The 24,628-nt window shown below is 72.1% G+C and carries 18 protein-coding genes; 5 read left to right on the top strand and 13 right to left on the bottom strand.

Features of this window, described 5'->3' with window-relative positions; genetic code table 11:
- Window positions 1–16 precede the first annotated feature (16 nt).
- The 4 genes from ACIQM4_RS00260 to ACIQM4_RS00245 all read right to left on the bottom strand — a co-directional run bounded on the left by ACIQM4_RS00260 (window position 17) and on the right by ACIQM4_RS00245 (window position 6,876).
- Window positions 17–1,969: an IucA/IucC family protein gene (locus ACIQM4_RS00260; protein WP_401583824.1), complete on the bottom strand. Its 1,953-nt coding sequence runs from the start codon at window positions 1,967–1,969 to the stop codon at window positions 17–19.
- 124 nt (window positions 1,970–2,093) lie between these two features.
- Window positions 2,094–2,939: a GNAT family N-acetyltransferase gene (locus tag ACIQM4_RS00255; RefSeq protein ID WP_401583821.1), complete on the bottom strand. Its 846-nt coding sequence runs from the start codon at window positions 2,937–2,939 to the stop codon at window positions 2,094–2,096.
- A 99-nt stretch (window positions 2,940–3,038) separates the two neighbouring features.
- Window positions 3,039–5,069 (bottom strand): IucA/IucC family protein, encoded by a 2,031-nt coding sequence (locus tag ACIQM4_RS00250; protein ID WP_401585974.1) that lies wholly within the window; start codon window positions 5,067–5,069, stop codon window positions 3,039–3,041.
- Between the two features lie 274 nt (window positions 5,070–5,343).
- A complete protein-coding gene (locus ACIQM4_RS00245) occupies window positions 5,344–6,876 on the bottom strand; it encodes a diaminobutyrate--2-oxoglutarate transaminase family protein (RefSeq protein WP_401583818.1) in 1,533 nt (510 codons plus the stop codon).
- A 350-nt stretch (window positions 6,877–7,226) separates the two neighbouring features.
- Between ACIQM4_RS00245 and ACIQM4_RS00240 the strand changes: the two genes are divergently transcribed.
- Window positions 7,227–8,450, top strand: coding sequence for a trypsin-like serine peptidase (locus ACIQM4_RS00240; RefSeq protein WP_401583815.1), 1,224 nt, complete (start codon window positions 7,227–7,229; stop codon window positions 8,448–8,450).
- Window positions 8,451–8,597: 147 nt separating this feature from the next.
- Window positions 8,598–9,794 (top strand): trypsin-like serine peptidase, encoded by a 1,197-nt coding sequence (locus tag ACIQM4_RS00235; protein WP_401583812.1) that lies wholly within the window; start codon window positions 8,598–8,600, stop codon window positions 9,792–9,794.
- Window positions 9,795–9,876: 82 nt separating this feature from the next.
- On the opposite strand, the gene hflX is transcribed toward ACIQM4_RS00235, so the two are convergent.
- The 6 genes from hflX to miaA all read right to left on the bottom strand — a co-directional run bounded on the left by hflX (window position 9,877) and on the right by miaA (window position 18,210).
- Window positions 9,877–11,355 (bottom strand): GTPase HflX, encoded by a 1,479-nt coding sequence (gene hflX / locus ACIQM4_RS00230; RefSeq protein ID WP_401583809.1) that lies wholly within the window; start codon window positions 11,353–11,355, stop codon window positions 9,877–9,879.
- 256 nt (window positions 11,356–11,611) lie between these two features.
- Window positions 11,612–13,090 carry a M1 family metallopeptidase gene (locus ACIQM4_RS00225; protein ID WP_401583806.1) on the bottom strand — a complete coding sequence of 493 codons (1,479 nt, stop codon included), beginning with the start codon at window positions 13,088–13,090 and terminating at the stop codon, window positions 11,612–11,614.
- A 152-nt stretch (window positions 13,091–13,242) separates the two neighbouring features.
- Window positions 13,243–15,444, bottom strand: a complete 2,202-nt coding sequence (locus tag ACIQM4_RS00220; protein ID WP_401583803.1) for a RelA/SpoT family protein — start codon at window positions 15,442–15,444, stop codon at window positions 13,243–13,245.
- A 164-nt stretch (window positions 15,445–15,608) separates the two neighbouring features.
- On the bottom strand, window positions 15,609–16,505 hold the full coding sequence (dapF, locus tag ACIQM4_RS00215) for a diaminopimelate epimerase (RefSeq protein WP_401583800.1): 897 nt from the start codon (window positions 16,503–16,505) through the stop codon (window positions 15,609–15,611).
- Window positions 16,506–16,684: 179 nt separating this feature from the next.
- Entirely contained in the window at window positions 16,685–17,164 is a 480-nt protein-coding gene (locus ACIQM4_RS00210; RefSeq protein WP_401585971.1) for a hypothetical protein, read from the bottom strand.
- A 107-nt stretch (window positions 17,165–17,271) separates the two neighbouring features.
- Window positions 17,272–18,210 (bottom strand): tRNA (adenosine(37)-N6)-dimethylallyltransferase MiaA, encoded by a 939-nt coding sequence (gene miaA, locus ACIQM4_RS00205; protein WP_401583798.1) that lies wholly within the window; start codon window positions 18,208–18,210, stop codon window positions 17,272–17,274.
- Between the two features lie 230 nt (window positions 18,211–18,440).
- On the opposite strand from miaA, the gene ACIQM4_RS00200 reads away from it, so the two are divergent.
- Both ACIQM4_RS00200 and ACIQM4_RS00195 read left to right on the top strand, forming a co-directional pair.
- A complete protein-coding gene (locus ACIQM4_RS00200; RefSeq protein ID WP_401583796.1) occupies window positions 18,441–18,764 on the top strand; it encodes a hypothetical protein in 324 nt (107 codons plus the stop codon).
- Between the two features lie 53 nt (window positions 18,765–18,817).
- Entirely contained in the window at window positions 18,818–19,150 is a 333-nt protein-coding gene (locus tag ACIQM4_RS00195; RefSeq protein ID WP_401583793.1) for an Rv0909 family putative TA system antitoxin, read from the top strand.
- 182 nt (window positions 19,151–19,332) lie between these two features.
- Here the strand turns inward: ACIQM4_RS00195 and ACIQM4_RS00190 are convergent, their stop codons facing one another.
- Entirely contained in the window at window positions 19,333–20,070 is a 738-nt protein-coding gene (locus tag ACIQM4_RS00190) for a class III extradiol dioxygenase subunit B-like domain-containing protein (RefSeq protein ID WP_401583789.1), read from the bottom strand.
- Window positions 20,071–20,285: 215 nt separating this feature from the next.
- The gene (gene miaB, locus ACIQM4_RS00185; protein ID WP_401583786.1) at window positions 20,286–21,770 is read right to left on the bottom strand and encodes a tRNA (N6-isopentenyl adenosine(37)-C2)-methylthiotransferase MiaB; all 1,485 of its coding nucleotides are present in this window, start codon (window positions 21,768–21,770) and stop codon (window positions 20,286–20,288) included.
- Window positions 21,771–21,874: 104 nt separating this feature from the next.
- Here miaB and ACIQM4_RS00180 point away from each other — a divergent pair, with 104 nt between their 5' ends.
- Window positions 21,875–22,873 carry a TAXI family TRAP transporter solute-binding subunit gene (locus ACIQM4_RS00180; protein WP_401583783.1) on the top strand — a complete coding sequence of 333 codons (999 nt, stop codon included), beginning with the start codon at window positions 21,875–21,877 and terminating at the stop codon, window positions 22,871–22,873.
- A 204-nt stretch (window positions 22,874–23,077) separates the two neighbouring features.
- Here ACIQM4_RS00180 and ACIQM4_RS00175 read toward each other — a convergent pair whose 3' ends face one another.
- Complete coding sequence (locus tag ACIQM4_RS00175; RefSeq protein WP_401583780.1) at window positions 23,078–24,469, bottom strand: ATP-binding protein; 1,392 nt, start codon at window positions 24,467–24,469, stop codon at window positions 23,078–23,080.
- Window positions 24,470–24,628 lie beyond the last annotated feature (159 nt).

Genomic DNA, 24,628 nt, shown 5'->3' with positions numbered 1-24,628 from the left:
GGCGCCGCAGCGGACGTCACGGCCGGTGGAGCGGGTTGGCGACGGTGCCGTGCACGGCGGCGTGCGGACGGTGCGGGCGGTCCCGGTAGCCGTCGGTGTGCAGCCGGTTGCGGTTGAGGCACAGGCGTTCCAGGCGGGGCGCCAGCAGGTCGAACATCTCGAAGCGCTCCTTCAGCTCCGGGAAGCGGGCCTGGTACCTGACGATCTCTGCCCGTACGAGTGACCAGAAGTGCGCCTCGGGCACCCCCAGTTGCTCCTCGCACAGGGGCGCGAGATAGCGGAAGACCCCGATGAACAGCCCTGACTGGATGAACTGGGGCAGGAAGGAGGGGGGTTCGGTGAGCAGGGTGGCGCGTACGTCGTCGGGCATGCCGTCGTGCTCGGGCAGCGGGACCGCGCTGATGTTGACGTCGTCGACGAAGTCCTTGATCGCGAGGCGGACCGGTACGTCGTGCTCGTCGAAGACGACGATGGCGTTCTCGCCGTGCGGGGAGAACACCGTCCCGTACTTGTAGAGGAAGTGCAGCAGCGGCGGCAGCAACGCGGCGAAGAGGCTGCGCAGCCAGGCCGCCGGGTCCGTGCCTGAGCGCTCGACGAGCTCGGCGGTGAAGGCTCTCCCGTGCGGGTCGGTGTGCAGCAGGGCGGCCAGGGTGCGGGCCCGCTCCCCGGGGTCGAGGCGGTCGGCGAGGGGCTCGCGCCAGATCGCGCCGAGGAGTTCCTTGTACTGGTAGGGCACCTCGGGGAGGTGGTCGTAGACCGGGTGCTCGACGGCCACCGACGCGACCTCGCCCAGCAGCACCGCGCGGCACTCGTCCCGGAGGAAGGGGTCGGCCGCGTGCAGTCCCTGGACCCAGGCGGTGACGGCGGGCGCGGCCACGGTCCGCTCGGTGGGCAGGCCGCGCCAGACCAGGGTGTTGAGCACGGACAGCGGCAGTTTGACCGTGTGCCGGTCGGGGCGGCTGACGTTGAGGAACGTACGGATGGACTGCTGGGGCAGCCGCAGGTCGCCGTCGGCAGGCAACGGGACGATGTCACCGCGCGCGATCGCGGGGGCGAAGAGCGGCAGGATCGCGTCGTCCCACTGCCAGGGGTGCACGGGCAGGTAGAGGTACGTGTCCGGGCTCAGCCCGCGCGCCCGCAGGGTGGCGTCGAAGCTCGCGCGCGTGGCGCTGTCCAGCTCGCGCGCGTACAGCTGCTCGGGAGCGGCCAGCGAGGTCACGCCCTGGTACCGGGCGAGCGAGGTGCTGACGGCGATCCAGGGAAGTCTGGTGGGGGTGCGGGCCTCGGGCGCCCAGGCGGCGGCGTCCTGGGCGGAGAAGCCGACGCGCCCCTTGTTGAGGACCAGCCAGGGGTGACCGGTCTGGTGCCCCTCGAGTTCGGCGTAGCCGAGGTCGGCGAGGCGGGCGGCGGGCAGGGCGCTGTGGTCGAGTCTGGCGTCGGCGGCGAGGGTGGTGGTGAGCTCGCGGACGAGGTGGCCGAGGGTCGCACCGTCGAGGGCCAGCAGGCCGCGGGCCAGGGCGAGGAACCGCACGGGATCGTGGAAGGGACGGCTGCCGCCGTCGTCCGGGTACCGGATCGCGAGGGTGTCCGGGTCGACCCGCCAGCTGCCGTAGGAGCCGCGCCTGGCGCGGAAGCCCAGTATCTCGCCGTTGTCGAGGCGGAGCGTGTACGAGCCGGGGGGTACGCCGCGGCCCTCGCTTGTGGCCGCGTCGGCCGACGGAGCAGGGTCCACGCTCTCCTCGTACGCGAACGGCACCGGTTCGATGATCTCTTCGTAGGCGAACTCGGCGAGTGTCTTGGCGAGCAGCCGGCGGGAGACCCGGTCCCATACCTCGGGGGTCAGCTCGGGCGGGTCCAGCAGGACCGGCGTGGCGGGGTCCTGGGCAGGCCGTGGCGTTTCGGGGTGGGGCGAGGACCGCGGCTGGGCGGGGACGGCGGTGGGTGTGTGGGCGGGGGCCGGCTTCGACACGATGACTCCTCGGGAGAGAACCGATTCGGTACGAGCGGTGCGGTGGAAGCAGCGGGGTTGTCGTAGCGGCGGACGGCGAGGGGCGTTGCCTTGGTCGCGGTGACGGTGGCGGGACGTCGGAGCGTTACAGCTGGTGGCGGTGGGCGCGGTCGCGCATCATCAACGCGGCCCGCTTCTCGGGCAGGTCGATCTCGGCGGAGAGACGGAAGCCGGCTCCGAGGAAGGCGGAGACGGAGGGTGTGTTGCGCAGGTCCGGTTCGGCCACCACCCGGGAGCACGCGGGCCGGTGGTCGAGGACGAGCTCGGAGACGGCCCGCAGGAGCGTGGTGCCGAGGCCGCAACCTCGGTCGGCGACCCCGCCGATGAGGAGGTGGATGCCGGTGTCGTGCGGGCGGGCCGGGTAGTGCCGGGCCAGCGGGTCGAGGTCGGCGCGGTAGATCTCCCAGTAGCTCATGGGGGTGCCGTCGAGAAGTCCCAGGCAGGGGACGCTGCGTCCGTCGCCGTCCAGTTGGGCGCGCAGATGGGCGGCGGTGACGTCCTCGCCGCCCGCGAGCTCCCAGAACTCGGCCACGACCGGGTCGTTCATCCACCGCGTGAGCAGCGCCAGATCGCGACCGGGGTGTACGGGCAGGAGCCGGAACTCTCCTGCCGGGGTGCGGGCAGGCCCCCATCGGACGAGTGAGTCGAGGAGGTCCTGGCCCGTGGCGGAGGGCCGTTGGCCACTCGTGCGGGCGTCTCCTGCGCCTTCAGCGTCTGCGCGTTCGTCGACGGAGCGGCCTGCTGTCACCCGCCCCACACCTGTGCGTCCGTCACCCTTCGGCCCGGCGGGAGGGGCGTGGGCCGCCTCCTCCGCCGCGCAGAGCGCGAGGAACTCGTCGGGCAGCCGGAGGTCCAGAGTGTCCTCGTTGCCCGGCGCCGTGCGGGGAGCGGGGCCGGCTCCGGTCTCGGTGCTCGCATCGGTGGGAGGCATGCCAGCGCTCTCCTGTCAGCAGGTCGGTAGGGGGAAGGTGGGTATCACGGGCGGAGGGGGACGGTGGGGAAAAACGGGCGAAGGGGGGGTCGTGGGGAGTCAGGGGCGGAGGGGGTTGGCGATGGTGACGTAGACGGACTGGGTGTCGACCGGACCCACCAGCTCGTCCAGGCCGTGCATCCTGGTCAGCAGGTTGGCCTTGCAACGGAGGGTGCGGGTTTCGAGGAGCTGGGCGGGGAGCGGGGAGCCCAAGCCGGCGCACTTGCCGAGGAACTGACGCAGGGCGGCGATCAGGACGCGTTCGTCCGCGAGACGTTGGGCGCCGAACGCCCCGATGAGGCCGAGGATGTTGTTGATGCCGAGGTAGTAGGCGAACCGCTCGTCGGTGACGTCGTCGGCGACGAAGGTGTCGCTGCGGCTGCCGACGCCGGGGAGACGGGCTTCGAGGGCTTCCCGGTGCGACTCGCGGAAGTAGTAGCCCTGGTTGTCGCGGTAGCGGCCCCCGATGGGCCAGCCCTCGTGGTCGAGGAGGACCAGCGTGTTCTGCTGGTGGGCCTCCAGCGCGATGCCCGCCCGGCCGTCGAGCCAGAGCACCGGTCGTACGACGTGGTCGAGGTAGCGCAGGAACCACTCCGCGGCGACCGCCCCGGCGGGCCTGCCGGTGCGCGCGGCGAGTCGGGCCACGCAGTCCGCGAGCCGGGAGTACATGCCGGTCCGTCCCGGCCAGGGGCGGGGTGCGGTGAGGCCCGCGATGCAGACGGCGTCGTCGTGCGGACCGAAGGGGTTGTGCCGCACCACGACGTCGAGGCCGGGGACCGGGGTGCCGTCCGGGGCGTCCACGGCGAGCCACGCCGGGTCACGGACGATGTCGAAGCACGGGTGGGCGGCGTGCCATTCCTCGGCGAGGCCGCCGCGCAGCAGGCGCTGGACCTCGACGCCTCGGTGGAGTTCCTTGCGGAGGTTCTCACGGCGGGAGTTGGTGATGCGGACACCGAGGGAGAGCTTGAGCATCGCCGCGGCCCCCGGCCGGTGGACCGTACGGACGGAGGAAGTGGGGAACCAGCGCTCGCCGTACGGGCCCAGGTCGTGCAGGAGTCCGTCGTCGAGGAGCGCGGCCACGGCAGGCCTGAATGCCAACTCGCGGGCCTGCCAAGGATGCAGGGGAAGTGGCTCGGTGCCTTCGGGAAGCTTGAGGCCACCGGCCAGCCGGGCGACGACCTGTTCCGCCGGGAGCGTGCGGCCCCGCTCGGTCCAGGCGGACTCTCCCGCGAGCACGGACCGGTCGACCGCCATCCAGTGCAGGGGGAAGGAGCCGCGCAGTTCGGGCGAGTAGCGACGGGCCTCCGAGTCGGAGAGCCCTTCCCGGCTCTTGGGGGTGGGGTGCATGGGGTGGCCGAGGAGGAGGGACTGCTCGGCGGTGAGGAAGAGGTCGGCGCCGTCCGACGGCCCGGGGTGGCGACGGCGTGCGTCGATGAACTCGGCGGTGCGGCGCACGGAGTCGGCGACACGGGCGACCAGGTCCGAACCCGTGGGGGCTGCCACCGGGACGCCGGGTCCGGCCGCGTCCGTCACGTCCGCGGTCGCTGTCCCGGGGTCGCCCGGGCAGGCGGTGTCCGTGCCTCCCGCAACCGCTACGGCGGCGTCCACGACCACCGCACCGGTCACACATGCCGCACCTGCCACTCCGGTCGCACCAGCCACCTTCCCTGCGTCAGCGTCACTGCCGAGTGCGGTGGGGCCGGTCCCTGCGGCGGACTCCCTGCCCAGCAGGGAGGCGACGGTGACCGCGTCCACCGGAGGAGCGTGACGCGGCCCGCACGCCAGCATCGGCGTGCCGAAGCGGTGCCAGCCTGCCGCGGACCAGTAACGGACGGGGACGAGCAGGGACGTGCCGCTGTTGTCCAGCGGGATCCGCAAGGTGCGCCCCTGGGGCTTGCCGAGCCCGGTCTCCCGTACCCAGCAGCGCAGCAGGTTCTCGACGGCCGCCGCGTCCGCCGCCGTATGCGGGTCGGGGTGGTTGAGAAGGTCCGGCTGGGCGTGCGGCACGGTGGGGGCGGACGCCTGCTGACCGCCGCGCGCCTTGGCCTTCTGCCGGGGCACCGTCACCGGCTCGTCCGTGTCGACGGCCATGGCAGCCCCGGCAGCCCCGGCGGCCCCCGCGGCGACGGCGGTCCCGGTTGTGCCGGTGCTCGCGGTCGTGTCGACGGTGACGGTCGTGCCGGTGCTCCCCACGGGGTCGGCAGGCCTTCCGCCCGGCGCGCCGCTCGTCACCCCGGTCGTCCCTGTCGCCGGTGCGACGGCCGCCTCTGCTGACGTGTCCTCGTACGTGTCGGGTGCGGGTGTGGGGTTCACGGAGGCTTCCTTGTGAGGTGGTGCCGGCATGGCCGGGGCTGGATCGCCGGTGTCAGTACGAGTGCTGGATCGGTTCCCGGCGGTACCGCTGCGTGTCGTGGCGCGCGTGCCCGCCCTCGACCTGCCGGTAGGGCGACCGTTCGGCGGCTGCCAGCGCGTCCGCGAACCGGTCCAGGACCGCGTCGGCCTGCTCGTCGGTGAGCGTGAGCGGCGGCAGCAGGCGTACGACGGCGGAGTGCCGCCCGCCCACTTCGACGATGAGTCCGCGCCGCAGGCACTCCCGCTGCACCGCCGCGGCGAGCGCGGTCGACGCGGGCGCCGGGCCGGTGAAAGAGTCGCCGTCCGGACGGGAACCGCCGGCATTCACCGCCTGCTGCGCCGCGCCCGACTCCCCCGCCGCGCCCGACTGCCCCGCTGTCCCTGAGTGCCCCGCCGCCGCCTCCGGGTCGACCAGTTCGATGCCGATCATCAGGCCGCGCCCTCGGACGTCACCGATCACCGGGTGCTCGGCGGCCAGTTGCCGTAGCCGGCCGAGCATCCGCGCCCCGAGCTCTCCCGCGCGCTCGGCGAGTCCGTTCTTGCGTACGTACGCCATGGTCGCCGCCCCCGCCGCCATGGCGAGCTGATTTCCGCGGAACGTACCGGCGTGCGCCCCCGGTTCCCAGGCGTCCAGGTCGGCCCGGTAGACGATCACGGCCAGCGGGAGGCTGCCGCCGATGGCCTTGGACATGACCATGACGTCGGGCACCGTCCCGCTGTGCTCCACCGCCCAGAACTTGCCGGTCCTGCCGACACCGGTCTGCACCTCGTCGACGATCAGCGGGATCGACCGGTCCGCGGTGATCTCCCGCATCCGGCGCATCCAGCTGTCCGGCGCGGGGATCACGCCGCCCTCCCCCTGCACCGGCTCAAGGATCATCCCGGCCGGCCTCGCCACCCCGCTCTTGGGGTCGTCCAGCAGGCCGGTGGTCCAGCGGGCGGACAGCTCCGCGCCGCGCTCCCCGCCCGTCCCGAACGGGCAGCGGTAGTCGTACGGGTAGGGCAGCCGGGTCACCCGCACGTCCGACGCCCCGCCCGAGACGTCCAGCGCCCCCGCCGTCATCCCGTGGTACGCGCCGGTGAAGGCCAGCAGTCCGCTGCGGCCCGTGGCGGTGCGCACCAGCTTCAGCGCGGCCTCGACCGCGTCCGTCCCCGCCGGGCCGCAGAACTGCACCCTGGCGTTGTCGGCCAGCGGGCCCGGCAGCGTCTCGAAGAGTTCGGTGGTGAAGGCGTCCTTGACCGGCGTCGCCAGGTCCAGGACGTGCAGCGGGGCCCCCGAGTCGATGACCTTCTTGATCGCTTCGAGGACCACCGGGTGGTTGTGCCCGAGCGCCAGCGTGCCGGCGCCGGAGAGGCAGTCCAGATAACGCCGCCCGTCGGCGCCCTCGATCGTCAGCCCGCGCGCGCGTACGGGAACGATGGGCAGCGACCGCGCGTACGTACGGGCCGCGGACTCGCGCAGCGACTGCCGTCGCAGGATGCCCTCGTGGGCAACGGTCGGCCGGTCGGCGGGCACCACCGCCGAAGCAGGTTCGGTCACGGCCACGACTGCTGGTCCTCCCCCAGGTATACGTATGTACGGATTCGCACCTGATTGCCCCTCAGGGCTGAACGGCGCCCCGATGTCCCTCGTACGTACCAACGACGGTGAACCCGAAGGATCACGGGCAATCAGAAGATCCTTCCGGCGGCGGAACCGCGGCCCTGCCGTTCACCGTCCCCATCGGCACCGGCATAGTGGAGCCGGGCCCGCTCCACCCGCAGCACCGCCCGGCGCCGCCCGCACCGGACGCGCCGCCGACTCGGCCCCGCCGCACCCGCGTTGCCCGCTCCATCCGGCTTGCCCGCCGCACCCGCCTTTGCCCGTCACGTTCGAAGTCCCAGGGGGATCACGACATGCGACCCATACGCCCGGCCTGCACCGCACCCCGTGGGAGGAGCGCACGTCGCAGAAGCGCCCCCCTGCTCGCGGTCGTCGGCCTCACCTCCGCGCTCGCCCTGACCGCGACCGCCTGCGGTCCCACCGAGGACGGCGCCGCCGGTACCCCCACCGCGCAGGCCACCAACTCGGCCGCTGCCTCCGGCGGTTCCGCGGACGGCAAGATCACCATCCCGGACGACCTGAAGGACCGGCTCAAGGAGCACGGGGTCGACCTGGACAAGTGGAAGAACGGCGAGTGGAAGAACTGGAACAGGGACCAGTGGCTCCGTGAGGCCCAGGACTTCATCAACCCGATCATCGCGGGCCTGTGGGACCCGGACCGCATGAAGGACGCGGAGAAGCCCCCCAAGCAACCCGTCGCCAATGACATCTCCGGCGACTCGGGTGTGACGGACCCGGTACCGGCCCGCCTTCCGGCGACCGCCGTCAAGGCGCCGTACCACTCCAGCGCCGCGGAGGCCGGCCGGCTCCTCTTCGACGGCCCCGAGGGCTCGATGGCCTGCTCCGCCACGGTCGTCAAGGACCCGGCCCACCCCGGCAGGTCCAACCTGGTGTGGACGGCCGGCCACTGCGTGCACGCGGGCGCCAAGGGCGGCTGGTACCGGAACATCGCTTTCGTCCCCTCGTACAACGACCAGGCGCTGCGGGTGACCAAAACCACGCCCCGCGAGCAGGTCGCGCCGTACGGCGTGTGGTGGGCCAAGAGCGCGCTCACCTCGGACCAGTGGATCGCGCAGGGCGGCCCCACCGGTGGCGACGGCGCCCCGTACGACTTCGCGGTGCTGAGCGTGACGCCGGAGAGCGGCAGCGGCAAGTCCCTGGAGGAGACGGTCGGTTCCGCGCTGCCGGTCGAGTTCGACGCACCGGCCGTGCCGAAGATCGCGAACATGCGGGCGACCGGCTACCCGGCGGCCCCGCCGTTCGACGGCGAGCGCATGTTCCAGTGCGCGGACAGGCCGGGCCGGCTCTCGGTCAAGCCCGCCCAGCCGACCATGTACCGCATCGGCTGCACGATGACCGGCGGTTCGTCCGGCGGCGGCTGGGTCGCGCAGGGCCAGGACGGCAAGCCCGCGCTGGTCTCCAACACCTCGATCGGCCCGGTGACGGCCGGCTGGCTGGCCGGCCCCCGGCTCGGCCCCGAGGCCAAGGCCCTCTACGAAGAGGCCGGTAGGAAGTAGCAGCACCCAGGAGGGCTCCCGGGACGTTCCCCGGGGGCCCTCTGCTACGTTCCGCACTGCGCTCCCGAATGACACGCTCATGACATCGCTGGGCCACGACAGGCGCGCCCGAAAACATAGTTGAAAGCACACAGGGGGAACGTTTCCATGCGATCCATACGTCCGCTGCGGGCCGTCACCGGCCTCGTCGCGGCACTCGCGCTGACGGCCACGGCCTGCGGCCCCACGGAGGACAAGCCGGGCGGGAACACCGCCGACAAGGCCGCCGCCCCGGCCGCTTCCACTCCCGCCGCCGGCCAGGGCGCCGATGACGCCGCGCTTCCCAAGGACCTCGCCGACAAGCTCAAGGAGCGCGGCGTCGACCCCGACAGGTGGAAGAGCGGTGAGTGGAAGAACTGGGACAAGGACAAGTGGCTGCGCGCGGCGGAGGACTTCGTCAACCCGGTCATCGCCGGACTGTGGGCGCCGGAGCGGATGCGGTCCGCCAAGGACCCGGCGAAGACGATGACCGCGAGTGATCTCTCCAGCGGTCAGGGCGTTTCCGACCCGGAGCCCCGCCCGGTGCGGGCGGTGCGCGAGAAGACCCCGTACACCGAGCACGGCGCTCCGGTGGGCAAGCTGTTCTTCGACTCCCCCAAGGGCCACATGGTCTGCTCCGGCACCGTGGTCAAGGACGTGAACAACCCCGGGAGGTCCAACCTCGTCTGGACCGCTGGGCACTGCGTGCACGCGGGCGGCGCCGGCGGCTGGTACCGGAACATCGTCTTCGTCCCGGCGTACAACAACAACGCCAAGTCACCGGCCGCACTGCGGGCAGCGCCGCCGCAGGAAGAGGCCCCCTACGGCGCGTACTGGGCGGACTGGGTCTCGACCTCCGGCGAGTGGATCCGTGACGGCGGCCCGACGGGCGGCACCGGCGCACCGTACGACTACGCGGTCATGCACGTGAGGCCGGAGAACGGCGGGAAGTCCCTGGAGGAGACCGTCGGCGCCGCGATCCCGGTGAACTTCCAGGCTCCCGACACCCGGCGGATCAGCGCGATGGGCGCCTGGGGTTACCCGGCGGGGCCGCCCTACGACGGCTTCGTCATGCACAAGTGCATCGACCGCCCGAGCCGGTTGTCCATCAGCCCGGCCACTCCCACGATGCACCGCATCGGCTGCACCATGACCGGTGGTTCCTCGGGCGGCGGCTGGTTCGCCACCCAGCCGAACGGGCAGCTGGCGCTGGTGTCCAACACGTCCATCGGCCCGGTCACGCACGGCTGGCTGGCCGGTCCACGCCTCGGCGAGGGCGCGCAGCAGATCTACACGACGATGAGCAGGAAGTACGGCAGCAAGTAGCGCACGCGAAAGGCCGATGGCCGCGCCCCCGTGTCAGGGGCGCGGCCATCGGCCTCTTGCCTTGCCGCCGGTACGGACCGGCTCAGTGCGCGGTCGGGACGAACGAGGCGAACTCCGCCGCCAGTTCCCCGTGCACCCGGGCCTTGAGCAGCGTGCCCTCCTCGGTGTGCTCCTCGGAGATCACCTCGCCCTCGGCGTGGGCACGCGACACCAGCGCACCCTGGATGTAGGGCACCAGGACCTCGATCTCGACCGAGGGGCGCGGCAGTTCACGGTCGATGAGCTCCAGGAGCTCCGCGATTCCCTGGCCCGAACGCGCCGAGACCGCGATGGCGTGCTTCTCGATGCGCAACAGCCGCTGCAGGACGACCGGATCGGCCGCGTCCGCCTTGTTGATCACGACGATCTCCGGCACGTCGAGCGCGCCGACGTCACGGATCACCTCGCGCACGGCGGCCAGCTGCTCCTCCGGCGCCGGGTGCGAGCCGTCCACCACGTGCAGGATCAGGTCGGAGTCACCGACCTCCTCCATGGTGGAGCGGAACGCCTCGACGATGTGGTGCGGCAGGTGCCGGACGAATCCGACGGTGTCCGCCAGCGTGTAGAGCCGCCCGCTGGGCGTCTCGGCCCGGCGCACGGTCGGGTCGAGGGTGGCGAAGAGCGAGTTCTCCACCAGCACGCCCGCGCCCGTGAGGCGGTTCAGCAGCGAGGACTTGCCCGCGTTGGTGTACCCGGCGATGGCGACCGAGGGCACCTTGTTGCGCCTGCGTTCCTGCCGCTTGAGCTCGCGGCCGGTCTTCATCTCCGTGATCTCCCGGCGCATCTTCGCCATCTTCTCGCGGATCCGACGGCGGTCCGTCTCGATCTTGGTCTCACCGGGTCCGCGGGTGGCCATGCCGCCACCGCCGCCGCCACCCATCTGCCGGGACAGCGACTGACCCCAGCCGCGCAGCCGCGGCAGCATGTACTGCATCTGCGCGAGCGCGACCTGCGCCTTGCCCTCACGGGACTTGGCGTGCTGGGCGAAGATGTCGAGGATCAGCGCGGTCCGGTCGACCACCTTAACCTTGACGACGTCTTCGAGGTGGATGAGCTGGCCGGGGCTGAGCTCACCGTCACAGACCACGGTGTCGGCGCCGGTCTCCAGGACGATGTCCCGCAGTTCCAGGGCCTTGCCCGAGCCGATGTACGTGGCCGGGTCCGGCTTGTCGCGCCGCTGCACCACGCCGTCGAGCACCAGGGCTCCGGCCGTCTCGGCGAGCGCCGCCAGCTCCGCGAGGGAGTTGTCCGCGTCCTGCGCGGTCCCCGACGTCCAGACACCCACCAGCACCACGCGCTCCAGGCGCAGCTGCCGGTACTCGACCTCGGTGACGTCCTCAAGCTCGGTGGAGAGGCCGGCCACACGTCGCAGCGCGGCCCGCTCGGAGCGGTCGAACTGGTCGCCGTCCCGGTCTCCGTCGATCTCGTGACTCCAGGCGACGTCCTCTTCCATCAGGGCATCGGCCCGCAGGCTGTCTGTGATGTTGTCGTTCGTGGAAGGGGAAGAAGTGGAGGGGGTCATTGGATCCTTAGGTCGCGTGTGGGTGGACTGGGGTGTCCCTGCCGGAAGCCGGAAAGCTCCCGTCGACAGTCACAACGTGTGACGTTCCCGGATGATTCCCGGGGGCTCCCGAGAAGTTTCCGGGAAAACGCCTGATTTCCGTGAAATCGCGACGTTTCCGCGAAGATCGCGCCGTCTCGCCGTGCCGCCGACCCATAGATGGTCGCACGGCACGGCCCGGTCTTCCCAGTGGTTTACGTACCTGTGGAGCCGCTGCTCAACGAGGGTTCCCCGAGCCCCGGGGTGCCGCGCTGCGCCAGTCCGGGTGCCCCGGCATCGGCGGGGTCCGCTGTCCGTACAGCCACTCCTGGAAGAAGCCGGAGAGGTCACGTCCGGCGACGTCCGAGGCGAGTTCCACGAAGTCCGCGGTGGTCGCCACCGAGTCCCGGTGGGTCTGCACCCAGCGACGCTCGATCCTGTCGAACGCGCTCTCACCGATCTCCTGGCGCAGCGCGTAGAGGACCAGGGCACTGCCGTCGTAGACGACCGGCCGGAAGATGCTGATCTTCTGTCCTGGCTCGGACGGCTTCGGGGCGGCCGGGGCGCCGCCCTCCTGCCGCCACGCGTCGGAGCTGCTGTAGGCGGCCTTCATACGCGCCTCAAGGGGCCGCTGCTTCGCCGCGTACAGGGCTTCGTACCAGGTGGCGTGTCCCTCGTTCAGCCACAGGTCGGACCAGGAGCGCGGTGAGACGCTGTTGCCGAACCAGTGGTGCGCCAGTTCGTGGACCATGATCGAGTCCACGTACCACTCCGGGTAGCCCCCGGCCGTGAACAGCGACCGCTCGAACAGGGACAGTGTCTGCGTCTCCAGCTCGAAGCCCGTGTTCGCATCGGCGACGAGCACCCCGTACGTCTCGAAGGGGTAGCGCCCGACCCGGTCCTCCATCCACTTCAGGTGCGCGGGGGTCTTCCGCAGCCAGGGCTCCAGCCGCTGCGCGTCGGCGGCCGGCACCACGTCCCTGACGGGCAGGCCGTGCGGGCCGGTCCTGCGCGGGACCGCGGACCTGCCGATCGACACCTGCGCGAGCTCGGTCGCCATGGGGTGTCCGCTGCGGTACGTCCAGGACACGGTGTCCTGGGCTCCCTTGCGGCCCTTGATCTGCCGCGGCGCGGCGGACGGCAGCCCGTTGGCGACGACCGTGCGGTCCTTGGGCGCGGTCACCCGGAAGGTGAAGAGCGCTTTGTCGGAGGGGTGGTCGTTGCACGGGAAGACCCGGTGGGCGGCGTCCGCCTGTGCGGCCAGGGCGAGCCCGTCCGTGGTGCGCACCCAGCCGCCGTCGGAGGTGTCGCCGACCGGGTTGCTGGTGTGCCGGACGGTGATGACCGTACGCGCGCCCTCGCGGACGCTACTTTCGGGCGTGACGACCAGGTCCTCTCCGGTACGGGCGAACTCGGCGCGCGCGCCGTCCATGTCGACGGATTTCACGGTGCCGTGCGCGAAGTCGAGGTTGAGGTGCTCCAGCGGCGCCGTGGCCCGCGCCTCGATCGTGGTGACGGCGTCCAGCGGCTTGGTGTTGTCGCCGCTGTAGGTGAACCCGATGTCGTACGAGAGGACGTCGTACCCGGGGTTGCCCAGATGGGGGAAGAGCGGGTCCCCGATGCCGAGGGGCACGGGGGCGGGCAGGACCGCCCCGACGAGGGAGACGGAGGCGGCGGCCAGTACTACGGCTCGCAGGCGCGGGGAGGTGGGCAGCATGAGCTACCGCTATCAGCGGCCGGGGCCGACCTGGGGGACGGCACGCACCGCACCACCCGAACGAGGGGCGGTCGGGCGGTGCGCCTGGCGCGCTGGCTGTCTTGTTACGTGCGGGACGGTCGGCGGACGCGGCCCGGGTGCTCTGCCGGTGGTCAGGTGGATGCCGGGTGCTGGGCCCGGCTGACGTCGTACACGCCTGGCACCTCCCGCATCGAGCGCATCAGTGCGGGCAGCTCCGCGGCGTCCGGCAGCTGGAGGGTGTAGGTGTGTCTGACGCGCTGTTCGGTCGGCGGCTCGACGGTGGCGGAGACGACCTCCACCCCGGCGGTCGCGATGGCTTCCGTCAGGTCGGCCAGCAGGTGCGGGCGGCCGAAGGACTCGGCGACCAGGGTGACCCGGCAGTCCGCGGTGTCCTGCCAGCGCACGGCGACCGGTTCCCTGCCGAGAGACCGCATCCGGGTGACGGCGGAGCAGCCCTCGCGGTGCACCGTGACGACACCGCCGCGTACCGCGAAGCCCAACACCCGGTCGGGCGGCACGGGAGTGCAGCAGCCGGCCAGGCGCACGCTCACGTCGGGCAGATCGGTCACGGCGTTCTCCACAAGGGGGCGCGGAGCCTCCTGGGCGGCCTCAGGAGCCGCGACGGGCGCAGGGGTGGACTCCTCCTGCCGGCCCGACGCCTCCGCGCCTTCCGGCCCGGCGTCCTTCTGGGGGCCCGCGTCGTGCGCCGTGTCCGGGTCCGGGTCCGCGAGCCAGCCCGCGATGGCGATCCGGGCGGCGGGGGTACGGGCGTGGTCGAGCCAGTCGGGCGAGGGCCCGGAGGCCGCGTCGTGGGCGAGCAGCAGCTGCACGCTGTCGCCGTCGCGCAGCACCGTGCTGAGGGTGGCCAGGCGCCCGTTCACACGGGCGCCGATACACGCGTGGGCGGCCTCGCCGTACTGCGCGTAGGCGGCGTCCACACAGCTCGCGCCCGCGGGCAGGCCGAGCGTGCCGCCGTCGGAGCGGAACACCGTGATCTCCCGGTCCTGCGCGAGGTCGGCCCGCAGCGAGGACCAGAAGGCGTCCGGGTCGGGCGTGGACTCCTGCCACTCCAGGAGCCTGGACAGCCACCCAGGCCTGGTCGGGTCGACCCGTTCGCCCTCGGTCACCGACTCGGCCGCGTCGGGCTGGGCGTAGGGGTTGCCGAGCGCGACGACGCCCGCCTCGGCCACCTTGTGCATCTGGTGCGTACGGATGAGCACCTCGGCGACGGCGCCGTCGCCGCCCGCGACGGCGGTGTGCAGGGACTGGTAGAGGTTGAACTTGGGCGAGGCGATGAAGTCCTTGAACTCGGAGATCACCGGGGTGAAGCAGGTGTGCAGTTCGCCGAGGACGGCGTAGCAGTCGGCGTCCTCGGCCACCAGCACCAGGAGCCGCCCGAAGTCCGTGCCCCGCAGGTCGTCGCGCTTGCGGGAGATGCGGTGCACGGAGACCGAGTGCCGCGGCCTGATGACGACCTCCGCGGTGATCCCCGCGTCCTTCAGGACACCGCGGACGCTGTCGGCGATCGGCGCGAGGGGGTCCCCCTGGGCCCCGTTGTCGTCGATCAGCGCTCGGGTACGGGCGTAGTCGTCGGGCTGGAGGATCGCGAAGACGAGGTCCTCCAGCTCGGTCTTGAGCGCCTGCACACCGAGCCGTTCGGCGAGCGGGATGAGGACGTCGTGGGTGACCTTGGCGATGCGGACCTGTTTCTCGGGACGCATCACACCCAGGGTGCGCATGTTGTGCAGCCGGTCGGCCAGCTTGATCGACATCACGCGTACGTCGTTGCCGGTGGCGACCAGCATCTTGCGGAAGGTCTCGGGCTCGGCCGCCGCCCCGTAGTCGACCTTCTCCAGCTTGGTGACGCCGTCGACGAGGAAGCACACCTCGTCGCCGAACTGCTCGCGCACCTGGTCGAGGGTGACGTCGGTGTCCTCCACGGTGTCGTGCAGGAGCGAGGCGGTCAGGGTGGTGGTCTCGGCGCCGAGTTCGGCGAGGATCAGCGTGACGGCCAGCGGGTGGGTGATGTACGGCTCGCCGCTCTTGCGCATCTGTCCGCGGTGGGAGGACTCGGCGAGGACGTAGGCCCGGCTGAGGATCGTGAGGTCGGCCTCCGGATGGTGCGCGCGGTGGGCCTCCGCCACGTGGGCGATCGCGTCGGGGGTGCGGCCACGCGTGGTGGACCCGAGCAGGGCCGCCTTGCCGAGCCGGCGCAGGTCGATCCTGGGCCGACCGCGTCTGCGGACCTGCGCGTTGCGCTGGAGCGCCGCCGGCTGGACCGGCTGGCGAAGCTCTGGCGACACACCGTTGGGATTGGTGGCCTCTGCACTCATGGGCACCTCCGGCAGCCTCGACCGGCGGTGGGCGGGTGGCGACTCCCCCCTGCCTTCGTACGGGAGTGTCCCGTCGGGGCCGGTGCTTGATGCTACCGAGCCCACCACGCGGTGTTGACCGGGTCCCGCCCAGCGTGAACCGGATCACTCGTTCGAGGGAACGTTCAGGCAGCGGGATTTTCGATCTCGGCGAGCCAGGACGGCTCGATGTGCCCCTCCGCGACGATCACGGCGGGGCCGGTCATCTCGACCGTCCCGTCCGGTCGCTCGGTGATCATGAGACGTCCGCCGAGCACGTCCACGGTGTACGTCACGGGGACGCCGGTGACGGTGGGGTCCGCGCCGTCGCGGCGGGCCGCGGCCACGGCGACGGCGCACGCGCCGGTACCGCAGGAGCGTGTCTCGGCCGCGCCGCGTTCGTGGACGCGCATCGCGACGTGCCGCGGACCGCGGTCGACGACGAATTCGACGTTCACACCCTGCGGGTAGGCGGTCGCCGGGCTGAACGGCGGCGGGGTGAAAAGGCTCCCCGCGTGCGTCAGGTCCTTGACGAAGGCGACGGCGTGCGGGTTGCCCATGTTGACGTTACGGGCGGGCCAGCTGCGGTCTCCGACGGAGACGGTGACGTCGCCCTCGGGGAGCACCGCCCGGCCCATCGAGACGGTGACGTCGCCGTTCTTGTCGAGGTGGACGCGCTTCACGCCGCCGCGGGTGGCGATGTCGAGCTCGCCCTCGCTCACGAGCCCGGCGTGCTGGAGGTAGCGGGCGAAGACGCGTACGCCGTTGCCGCACATCTCGGCGACGGAACCGTCGGCGTTGCGGTAGTCCATGAACCACTCGGCCGCACCGGCCATGGTCCGCGCGTCCGGGTGCGCGGCGGAGCGCACCACGTGCAGCAGCCCGTCGCCACCGATGCCGGCCCGCCGGTCGCACAGCCGGGCGACGACGGGGGCGGGCAGGTCGAGGGCGTTGTCCGGGTCCGGAACGATCACGAAGTCGTTCTCGGTGCCGTGGCCCTTGAGGAAGGCGGTCGGCGCGGGGGCGGCGGATGCGGTGGTCACGGAACCCATCGTAAAGGGAGGGCCCGACAACGGATCTTCGGGCGTGCACGCCCGAGGGCGGCCGCAGGCGCGTGGGCCGTTCCGTGCCTCTCAACGGACGCGTGGGCCGTTCCTCGGGGGGCGGGCTCAGCGAAGTCTTGCGACGCGCCAGACGGCCGTTCCGCGGGGGGGGGGCGGGCTCAGCGAAGTCTGGCGACCCGCCAGACGGCGAGGGCGACCAGCACCACGCACACCACCGCGTAGAGGGTGGCGATCCGCCAGTCCGCACGGTCGCCGGAACCCCGGGCGGGGAGACCGGGCCAGGTGTGGCCGACCCGGCGGGCGGCCATCATGCCCCAGCCGGCGGCGCAACCGCTGATCAGCAGGCCCAGCATGGCGACCACCGCTCCCCCGTCGCCGATCTCGAAGGCGAGCGGGAAGGCGAACATCAGCGAACCGAGGGCGGCGAGCACCACGATCGGGGCGAGCTGCCAGATCCGCAGGCGCCGTTGCGGTCGCAGCTCCACCTCGACCTCGGCCTCGGGGTCGGGCAGGCCGGGGAGCTCGGGGTCCTCCGGCACTCCGGCGAGGCCCTCGGGCGTCCCGGACCGCTCGTCGGGCCCGTCCGGGCTCAACCGCTCGGGTTCTTCCTGCGCTCTGTCACGAGGGCCGGCCTCCATCGCCACGCGCCCTCCCCACTCGGACTCCAACGGTCGATCGAAGCTCGATGATGGCACGCGTGCGGGCGCCGGAATGACGGGCGGGGCGTCCCGATGCCATCACGTGATCAGGCTGTGACCGCCCGTTCGAGCAACGCCAGCGCCCGGTGCGGGAGTTCCGCACGGTGCTCGGCCGCGCCGCTCAGCCAGTGCACCCGGGGGTCACGGCGGAACCACGAGTCCTGACGACGGGCGAACCGCTTGGTGGTGCGGACGGTCTCGGCGCGCGCCTCGGCGTCCGTGCAGTCCCCCGCGAGAGCGGAAAGCACCTGCTGGTAGCCCAGGGCCCGGGAGGCGGTGAGGCCGTCCCGCAACCCCCGCTCCTCCAGCCTGCGCACCTCTTCCACCAGGCCGGCCTCCCACATGCGGTCCACGCGCGTGGTGATGCGCTCGTCGAGCTCCGGGCGGGCGACGTCGACACCGATCTGCACCGTGTCGTACACGGACTCGTGGCCCGGCAGATTGGCGGTGAAGGGGCGGCCGGTGATCTCGATCACTTCGAGTGCGCGGACGATACGGCGGCCGTTGCCGGGGAGGATCGCGGCGGCCGCGGCGGGGTCGGCGGCCGCGAGGCGCAGATGGAGAGCGCCGGGGCCCTGCTCGGCGAGTTCGGCCTCCAGCCGGGCGCGCACCTCGGGGTCGGTGCCGGGGAACTCCATGACGTCGATGGCGCCCTTGACGTACAGCCCCGAGCCTCCGACGAGGACGGGGGTGCGGCCTTCGGAGAGAAGCCGGTCGATCTCCTTGCGGGCGAGCCGCTGGTACTCGGCGACGTTCGCCGTGACGGTGACCTCCCAGATGTCCAGCAGGTGGTGCGGGACGCCCCCGCGCTCCTGCGGCGTCAGCTTGGCGGTACCGATGTCCATCCCCCGGTAGAGCTGCATGGAGTCGGCGTTGACGACCTCGCCCCCGAAATGCTGGGCCAGGGCCACGCCAAGATCGGACTTTCCGGCCGCGGTCGGTCCGACGACGGCGATGACCCGCGGTGCGGGAGCTGCACTTCTCACCGCCACAGTCTCGCAAACCTCGCGACCGTTCCCCGAACGAGCGACGTGACGGCACGCGCACAGGGTCGTTTCCTGTTGCGAGGTTCCGCACGCCGGTTTGCGCACCGGCCTCCCGGGGTGGCGCCATGAGACGCACCGGAAGCCGCGGGATTTCGCCCACACACGTATGGTATGGAGTAAACATGGGCGTTTTTGCACTGTTTCGTCGGAAGTCCAAGGACGCTGTCGAGGTGTCAACCGAGGAGGCCCGGGAGGCCACCCCGACGGCCGAGAGCGCCACGGAGAGCGTGACTGCCGAGGAGGCAGTGGTCCCGGCGGACCCGGCCGCCCAAGCTGCCTCCGACGACGCGGTCTCCGACAGCACCACCTCTGACGAAACCACCTCATCCTCCTCCGACGGGGCCTCCGCCGAGGCCGCCGCGGCGGAAGTCACGGCTCGCCGAGTCGCGGCCGAGGATGCCGAAGCTTCCGCCACGGACAATGTGGAGATCCCCAAGCAGCAGTCCGCGGAGGAAGCAGCGGACAATGAGGTCGGCGAAAGCGTCCGGAAGTAGATCCTCCGGGTTCGGCGAAATTGGAACACGTCCCCACGAAGGAAAGTGACCCCATGGGCTTCCTGGACAATTTGAAGGCCAAGCTGGCCCCGGCCAAGGACAAGGCCGCGGACCTCGCACAACAGCACGGGGGCAAGATCGAGCAGGGCCTCGACAAGGCGGCCCAGGCGGTCGACTCCAAGACCAAGGGCAAGTACAGCAGTCAGATCCAGTCGGGGACGGGCAAGGCGAAGGGTGCCTTGGACCGTCTCTCGACGAAGGACGACGGCACCACGCCTCCGCCGGCGGGCGGCGGCACCACGCCGCCTCCCCCCGCGGGCGGTGGTACGACCCCGCCTCCGCCGGCGGGTGGCGGTACGACTCCGCCCGCGCCGCCGGCTTCCTGAAGCCCCGGCACGGCATGGGAACGGCCGCGGAACCATTTCGGTTCCGCGGCCGTTCCCATGACACCAACGCACCTTGGCAACTCAACAAGGCAGCAGTTCCGGCCCTTCAGCGACCGGTGATTCCGGCCTCCCGCAGGGCCGTTCGCGCCGTGACGCGGACGGACATCCCCTCCCCGGAACCTTCAGGACCAGGCAGCGACGAAGTACCCCACGCCGTACGGGGCGTCCTCGTACAGCAGTTGCCCGCTCAGACCCGCCCCCTCGCCCGCACCGGCGAGCACCTGCCAGGGGGCGCGGCCGGCGGCCTTCAACGCGTACGCCAGGTCCTCGTTCATCGCGAGCAGGGCCGCAGTGTCGGCGGTGCCCAGTGCGCGGGCGGCGGCAGCGTCGAAGCCCTCCGCGCGGGCGTCGAGATAACCGGGGGCCTTGAGCGTGCGGCAGGCGCTGCCGTCACCCATCACCAGCAGAGCCACCCGGTCCGCCCGCGCGGCCACTTCCCGGCCCGCTTCCGCACAGCGGGCCGCGGCCAGGGGCTCTCCCACGCCGAGACCCTCGACGGGGGCGGCGGCCCAGTTCGCGCGGTCCAGGAGCCAGGCAGCCACGGAGAGGGACGGCGGAAGCGGGCGCTCCGGGGCCGGGTCCCTGGTTCCGGGGGCTGAGCCGCCCGCACCGGCTCCGAGTCGCACTTCCAGGTCGACGCCGAACGCCGCGAAGCTGCCCCTGGTGCCCTGCTGGTACGGCCGCCTGGCCTGCGGCCCTGCGGGGCCGAGCACGACCAGCAGGTCGGGCCGTGACGCGGCGAGCACACCCAGCGCGTCGGCGCAGGCGTCCCGTGCGGCGTCGAGTTCGGCCGCGGCACCCGCGGCGACCTCGGGGACGAGCAACGGCGGACAGGGGCATACAGCGGCGGCTACGAGCATGACCGGCAGCCTAACGCGGGGCGCCCGCCGGGCCCTGAGGTGAGGTGCCGGGCTCCCCCGGGCCCTGAGGTGAGGTGCCGGGCTCCCCCGGGCCCTGAGGTGAGGTGCCGAGCTCCCGGCCTACCGGGTGTCCGTCCGCCGGCAGCTGGGCGCTGAACAACTCCCGGCCGGCGGGCGCTCGTCCGTCCACAGCTGGGGCGCTGCGCTAGCGGCGGTCAGCCGACGCCGCAGCCGCCCGTGGCCACCGGCAGCGGTTCCGGAACGCCGATCTTCGGCAGGCCCAACATGACGCCGGGGCCCTGCTGCGGCTCGGCGTTGCGCTTCTCCCACGCGTCACCGGCGCGGGTTCGGCGTACGGCCTGCGTATCGCCCTCGGCGAGGAGGTGGTGGGGCGCGGCATAGGTGATCTCGACGGTCACCACGTCACCGGGGCGTACGTCCTGGTCCGGCTTGGTGAAGTGGACGAGGCGGTTGTCCGCGGCGCGGCCGGACAGCCGGAGCGTCGCTCCGTCCTTACGGCCCTCACCCTCGGCGACCATGACGTCCAGGGTGCGGCCGACCTGCTTCTTGTTCTCCTCCCACGAGATCTCCTCCTGGAGGGCGACCAGCCGCATGTAGCGCTCCTGGACGACTTCCTTGGGGATCTGGTTCTCCATGGTGGCCGCGGGGGTGCCGGGCCGGATGGAGTACTGGAAGGTGAAGGCATTGGCGAAGCGGGCCTCGCGGACCGTGTGCATCGTCTGCTCGAAGTCCTCCTCGGTCTCGCCGGGGAAGCCCACGATGATGTCGGTGGAGATGGCGGCGTCCGGCATCGCGGCGCGCACCTTCTCGATGATCCCGAGGAAGCGCTCCTGCCGGTAGGAGCGGCGCATGGCCTTCAGGATCGTGTCGGAGCCGGACTGCAGGGGCATGTGCAGCTGCGGCATCACGTTCGGGGTCTCGGCCATCGCGGCGATCACGTCGTCGGTGAAGTCGCGGGGATGCGGCGAGGTGAAGCGGACCCGCTCCAGGCCTTCGATCTTCCCGCAGGCGCGCAGCAGCTTGCTGAAGGCCTCGCGGTCGCCGATGTCGGAGCCGTAGGCGTTGACGTTCTGCCCGAGCAGGGTGATCTCGGAGACGCCCTCGTCGACCAGGGCCTCGATCTCGGCGAGGATGTCGCCGGTCCTGCGGTCCTTCTCCTTGCCGCGCAGCGCGGGCACGATACAGAAGGTGCAGGTGTTGTTGCAGCCCACCGAGATGGAGACCCAGGCGGCGTAGGCACTCTCGCGGCGGGTGGGCAGCGTCGAGGGGAACGCCTCCAGCGACTCGGCGATCTCGACCTGTGCCTCTTCCTGGACACGGGCACGCTCCAGCAGCACCGGCAGCTTGCCGATGTTGTGGGTGCCGAAGACCACGTCGACCCAGGGGGCCCGCTTGGTGATGGTGTCGCGGTCCTTCTGCGCCAGGCAGCCACCGACGGCGATCTGCATGCCGGGCCGCTTCGTCTTCATCGGCGCGAGCCGTCCGAGATTGCCGTACAGCTTGTTGTCGGCGTTCTCCCGGACCGCGCACGTGTTGAAGACGACGACGTCGGCGTCACCGTCGGCCCCTTCGGGCGCACGGACGTATCCCGCGCCCTCCAGGAGGCCGGACAGGCGCTCGGAGTCGTGGACGTTCATCTGGCACCCGTAAGTGCGCACCTCGTAGGTCTTCTCGCTCATCTCGCCCACCAGGGTACGGGGCCCCGGGCGTCCGGGGCGTCGCGCGGGGGCCGCTGCGGGATTCCTCTGGTCCGCGGGGCGGGTGAGCTGGCAGGATCGCGGGCATGCCCACCCTCATCGCCCGCATCGGACGCCGTCGTGCCCTCCAGGGGGCGGTCGCCGCCCTGGCGGTGTGCGGGCTGCTGCTGTGGTGGCTGCTGCCGTCCGGGGCGCCGTCCCCGTCCGGGCAGGTGACGTTCAGCACGGGGGTGCGGACCGGGGTGTACCAGCGGTACGGAGTGCTGCTCGAAGAGGCGCTGCGCCGGGACATGCCGCAGGTCGGCGTCACGCTCCGTACCAGCGAGGGCTCGCAGCAGAACCTGGCGCGGGTCGCCACCGGGGAGGCCGACTTCACCATCGCGACCGCCGACGCCGTCGCGAAGTACCAGCGGGACCGCCGGGAGGGCGCGGACCGGCTGCGCGGCTGCGCGCGGCTGTACGACGACTACGTGCAGCTGGTGGTGCCGGACGACTCGAAGATCCGTACCGTCGCCGATCTGCGCGGCAAGGAGGTCGCCGTCGGCCAGGAGGGGTCCGGGGTACGCCTGGTGTCGAACCGCCTGCTGGCGGCGGCCGGTCTCGATCCCGAGCGGGACGTGCGGCCGGTGTCGATAGGGATCGACACGATGCCGGAGCAGCTGGAGTCCCGGAGCGTCGACGCGTTCTTCTGGTCGGGCGGGCTGCCGACCAGCGCGGTGCGCGACCTGTCGGAGCGGATGGCGGTACGGCTGGTGCCGCTCGGCCCCGAGCTGGTGGAAGCGTTGCAGAAGCCCGGCGACATCACGCGCTACTACCGGTCGGCCGTGATGCCCGCCGACGCCTACGGGAAAGTACGCAACCAGGCGGCCGTCCCGACGGTGGCGGTGGCCAACCTGCTGGTGACCACGGACCGTACGGACCCGGAGCTGACGGACCGGTTCACCCGGACGGTGATCGCCAGCCGGGACGGCATCGGCCGGCAGGTGCACGCCGCGCAGCTGGTGGACCTGCGGACCGCGATCTACACGGACCCACTGCCGCTGCACGAAGGCGCGGCGCGCTACTACCGGTCGGCGAAGCCGTGACGGGCGCGGCGGCCACCGCGTGGCCAGGCCGTGCGGTCACTGGGCACCGGTCGCCGGACCGCGCAGCGGCAACGGTCACCGGTCGGCCAGGCCGGGTGGTCCCCGGCCGCCGGTCGCCAGTCCGTGCAGGGGCGGCGGCCATCGGTCGGTCAGGCATGTGGGGACGACGGCCACCGCTCAGCCGGGCCGTGGCGCCGGTGGTGCTCATGGCTCGGTGCGCGGAACGGTGACCGTCACGCGCAGCCCGTGGGGTTCGTTCGCCTCGTAGGCGATCGTGCCGCGGCCCGCGAGGAGCAGCGCGCGGGAGATGGACAGGCCGAGACCGGAGCCCTTGACGTTCTGGTGACGGTTGCTGCGCCAGAACCGGTCGCCGACGCGCGCCAGTTCGTCCTCGGCGAGGCCGGGTCCGCCGTCCGCCACCACGACCGTGCAGGTGTCCCCCTGGGACTCGACCGTGACCGTGACCTGCTCGTCGGCGGGCGTGAACTTCAGCGCGTTGTCGACCACCGCGTCGAGCGCGCTGGACAGGGCCACCGGATCGGCCCAGGCGGTGACGGCCGCCGGCCCGCTGCGCAGCAGACGTACACCCTTGCTGCTCGCGAGCGGGGACCAGGCGGCCACCCGTTCCGTCGCCATCTCTCCGAGGTCGATCAGCCGGAGGTCCGCGGGGGCGTGTTCGGCCTGCGCCAGGTCGAGAAGGTCGTCCAGCACCCTGGCCAGGCGCTTGCCCTCGGTGCGTACCGAGGCGATCTCCTCGTTGCCTTCGGGCAGCTCCAGGGCGAGCAGTTCGATGCGCAGGAGCAGTGCGGAGAGCGGGTTGCGCAGTTGGTGCGAGGCGTCGGCGACGAAGGCGCGCTGCTGCTCCAGTACGTCCTCGACGTTGTCCGCCATCTCGTTGAACGAGCGCGCGAGGCGTCGGAGTTCGGGCGGTCCGCCGGAGGGGGCGACCCGTGAGTTCATCCGGCCCGTCGCGATGTCGTGCGTGGCGGCGTCCAGCACCCGCACCGGCCGGAGCACCCACCCGGTGAGCCGGAACGCGGCGCCGATCGCCACGAACAGGGCCGCAAACTCCCCCGCGGCGATCAGCAGCCAGTCGTGCAGGATGCGGGAACGGAGCTGTCCGGTCGGCGAGTCGGTGACCACCACGGCGACCACGTCACCGTCCCGTACGACGGGCGATGCCACCACAAGGGTGTGGTCCTGCCAGGGCCACACCTGGGGCGGGTCGTGGCTGCGCCGTCCGGCGAGGGCCTCCTGGAAGGCCTCCTTGCCCAGGTCACCTGCTGCCTGCACGGTCCAGTCGGCCGGGGCGGCCGCCATCGCGTCACCGTCGCGGTAGAAGACTCCGACCCGGATGCTGTAGACCGCCTGGTAGCGGTCGAGTTCGGCCTCCAGGGTGTTCCTGCGCTCGTCCTCGGCCGCGGTGCGCACGGTGACGTACTGGGCGAGGGCGGCGAAGCGCGCGGTGTCGTCGATCCTGTCGACCACGACCTGCTGCTGCTGGGCGGCTGCCATGCGGACGGCGAGCGGGAAGCCGAAGGCGATCAGCATGCCGGCGAGCAGGATGATGAGGAGCGGGAGGAGGCGGGTACGCACGAGGGGTTACGTACCGAGGGCCCCGCCGGCAGCCCCGGCGTCACCGGGCCCGTCGGGGGCGTCAGAGGCACCGGGCGCACCGGCCACGTCGGGGGTGTCAGGGGTGGCAGGGTCGCCGGAAACACCAGAAACGCCAGAAACGTCGGAAGCACCCGAAGC

It is taken from the genome of Streptomyces sp. NPDC091272, assembly GCF_044757485.1.
GTDB lineage: Bacteria > Actinomycetota > Actinomycetes > Streptomycetales > Streptomycetaceae > Streptomyces.
Note: the sequence above shows the minus strand (reverse complement) of the source record. Positions and strands in the feature narration are given on the sequence as shown.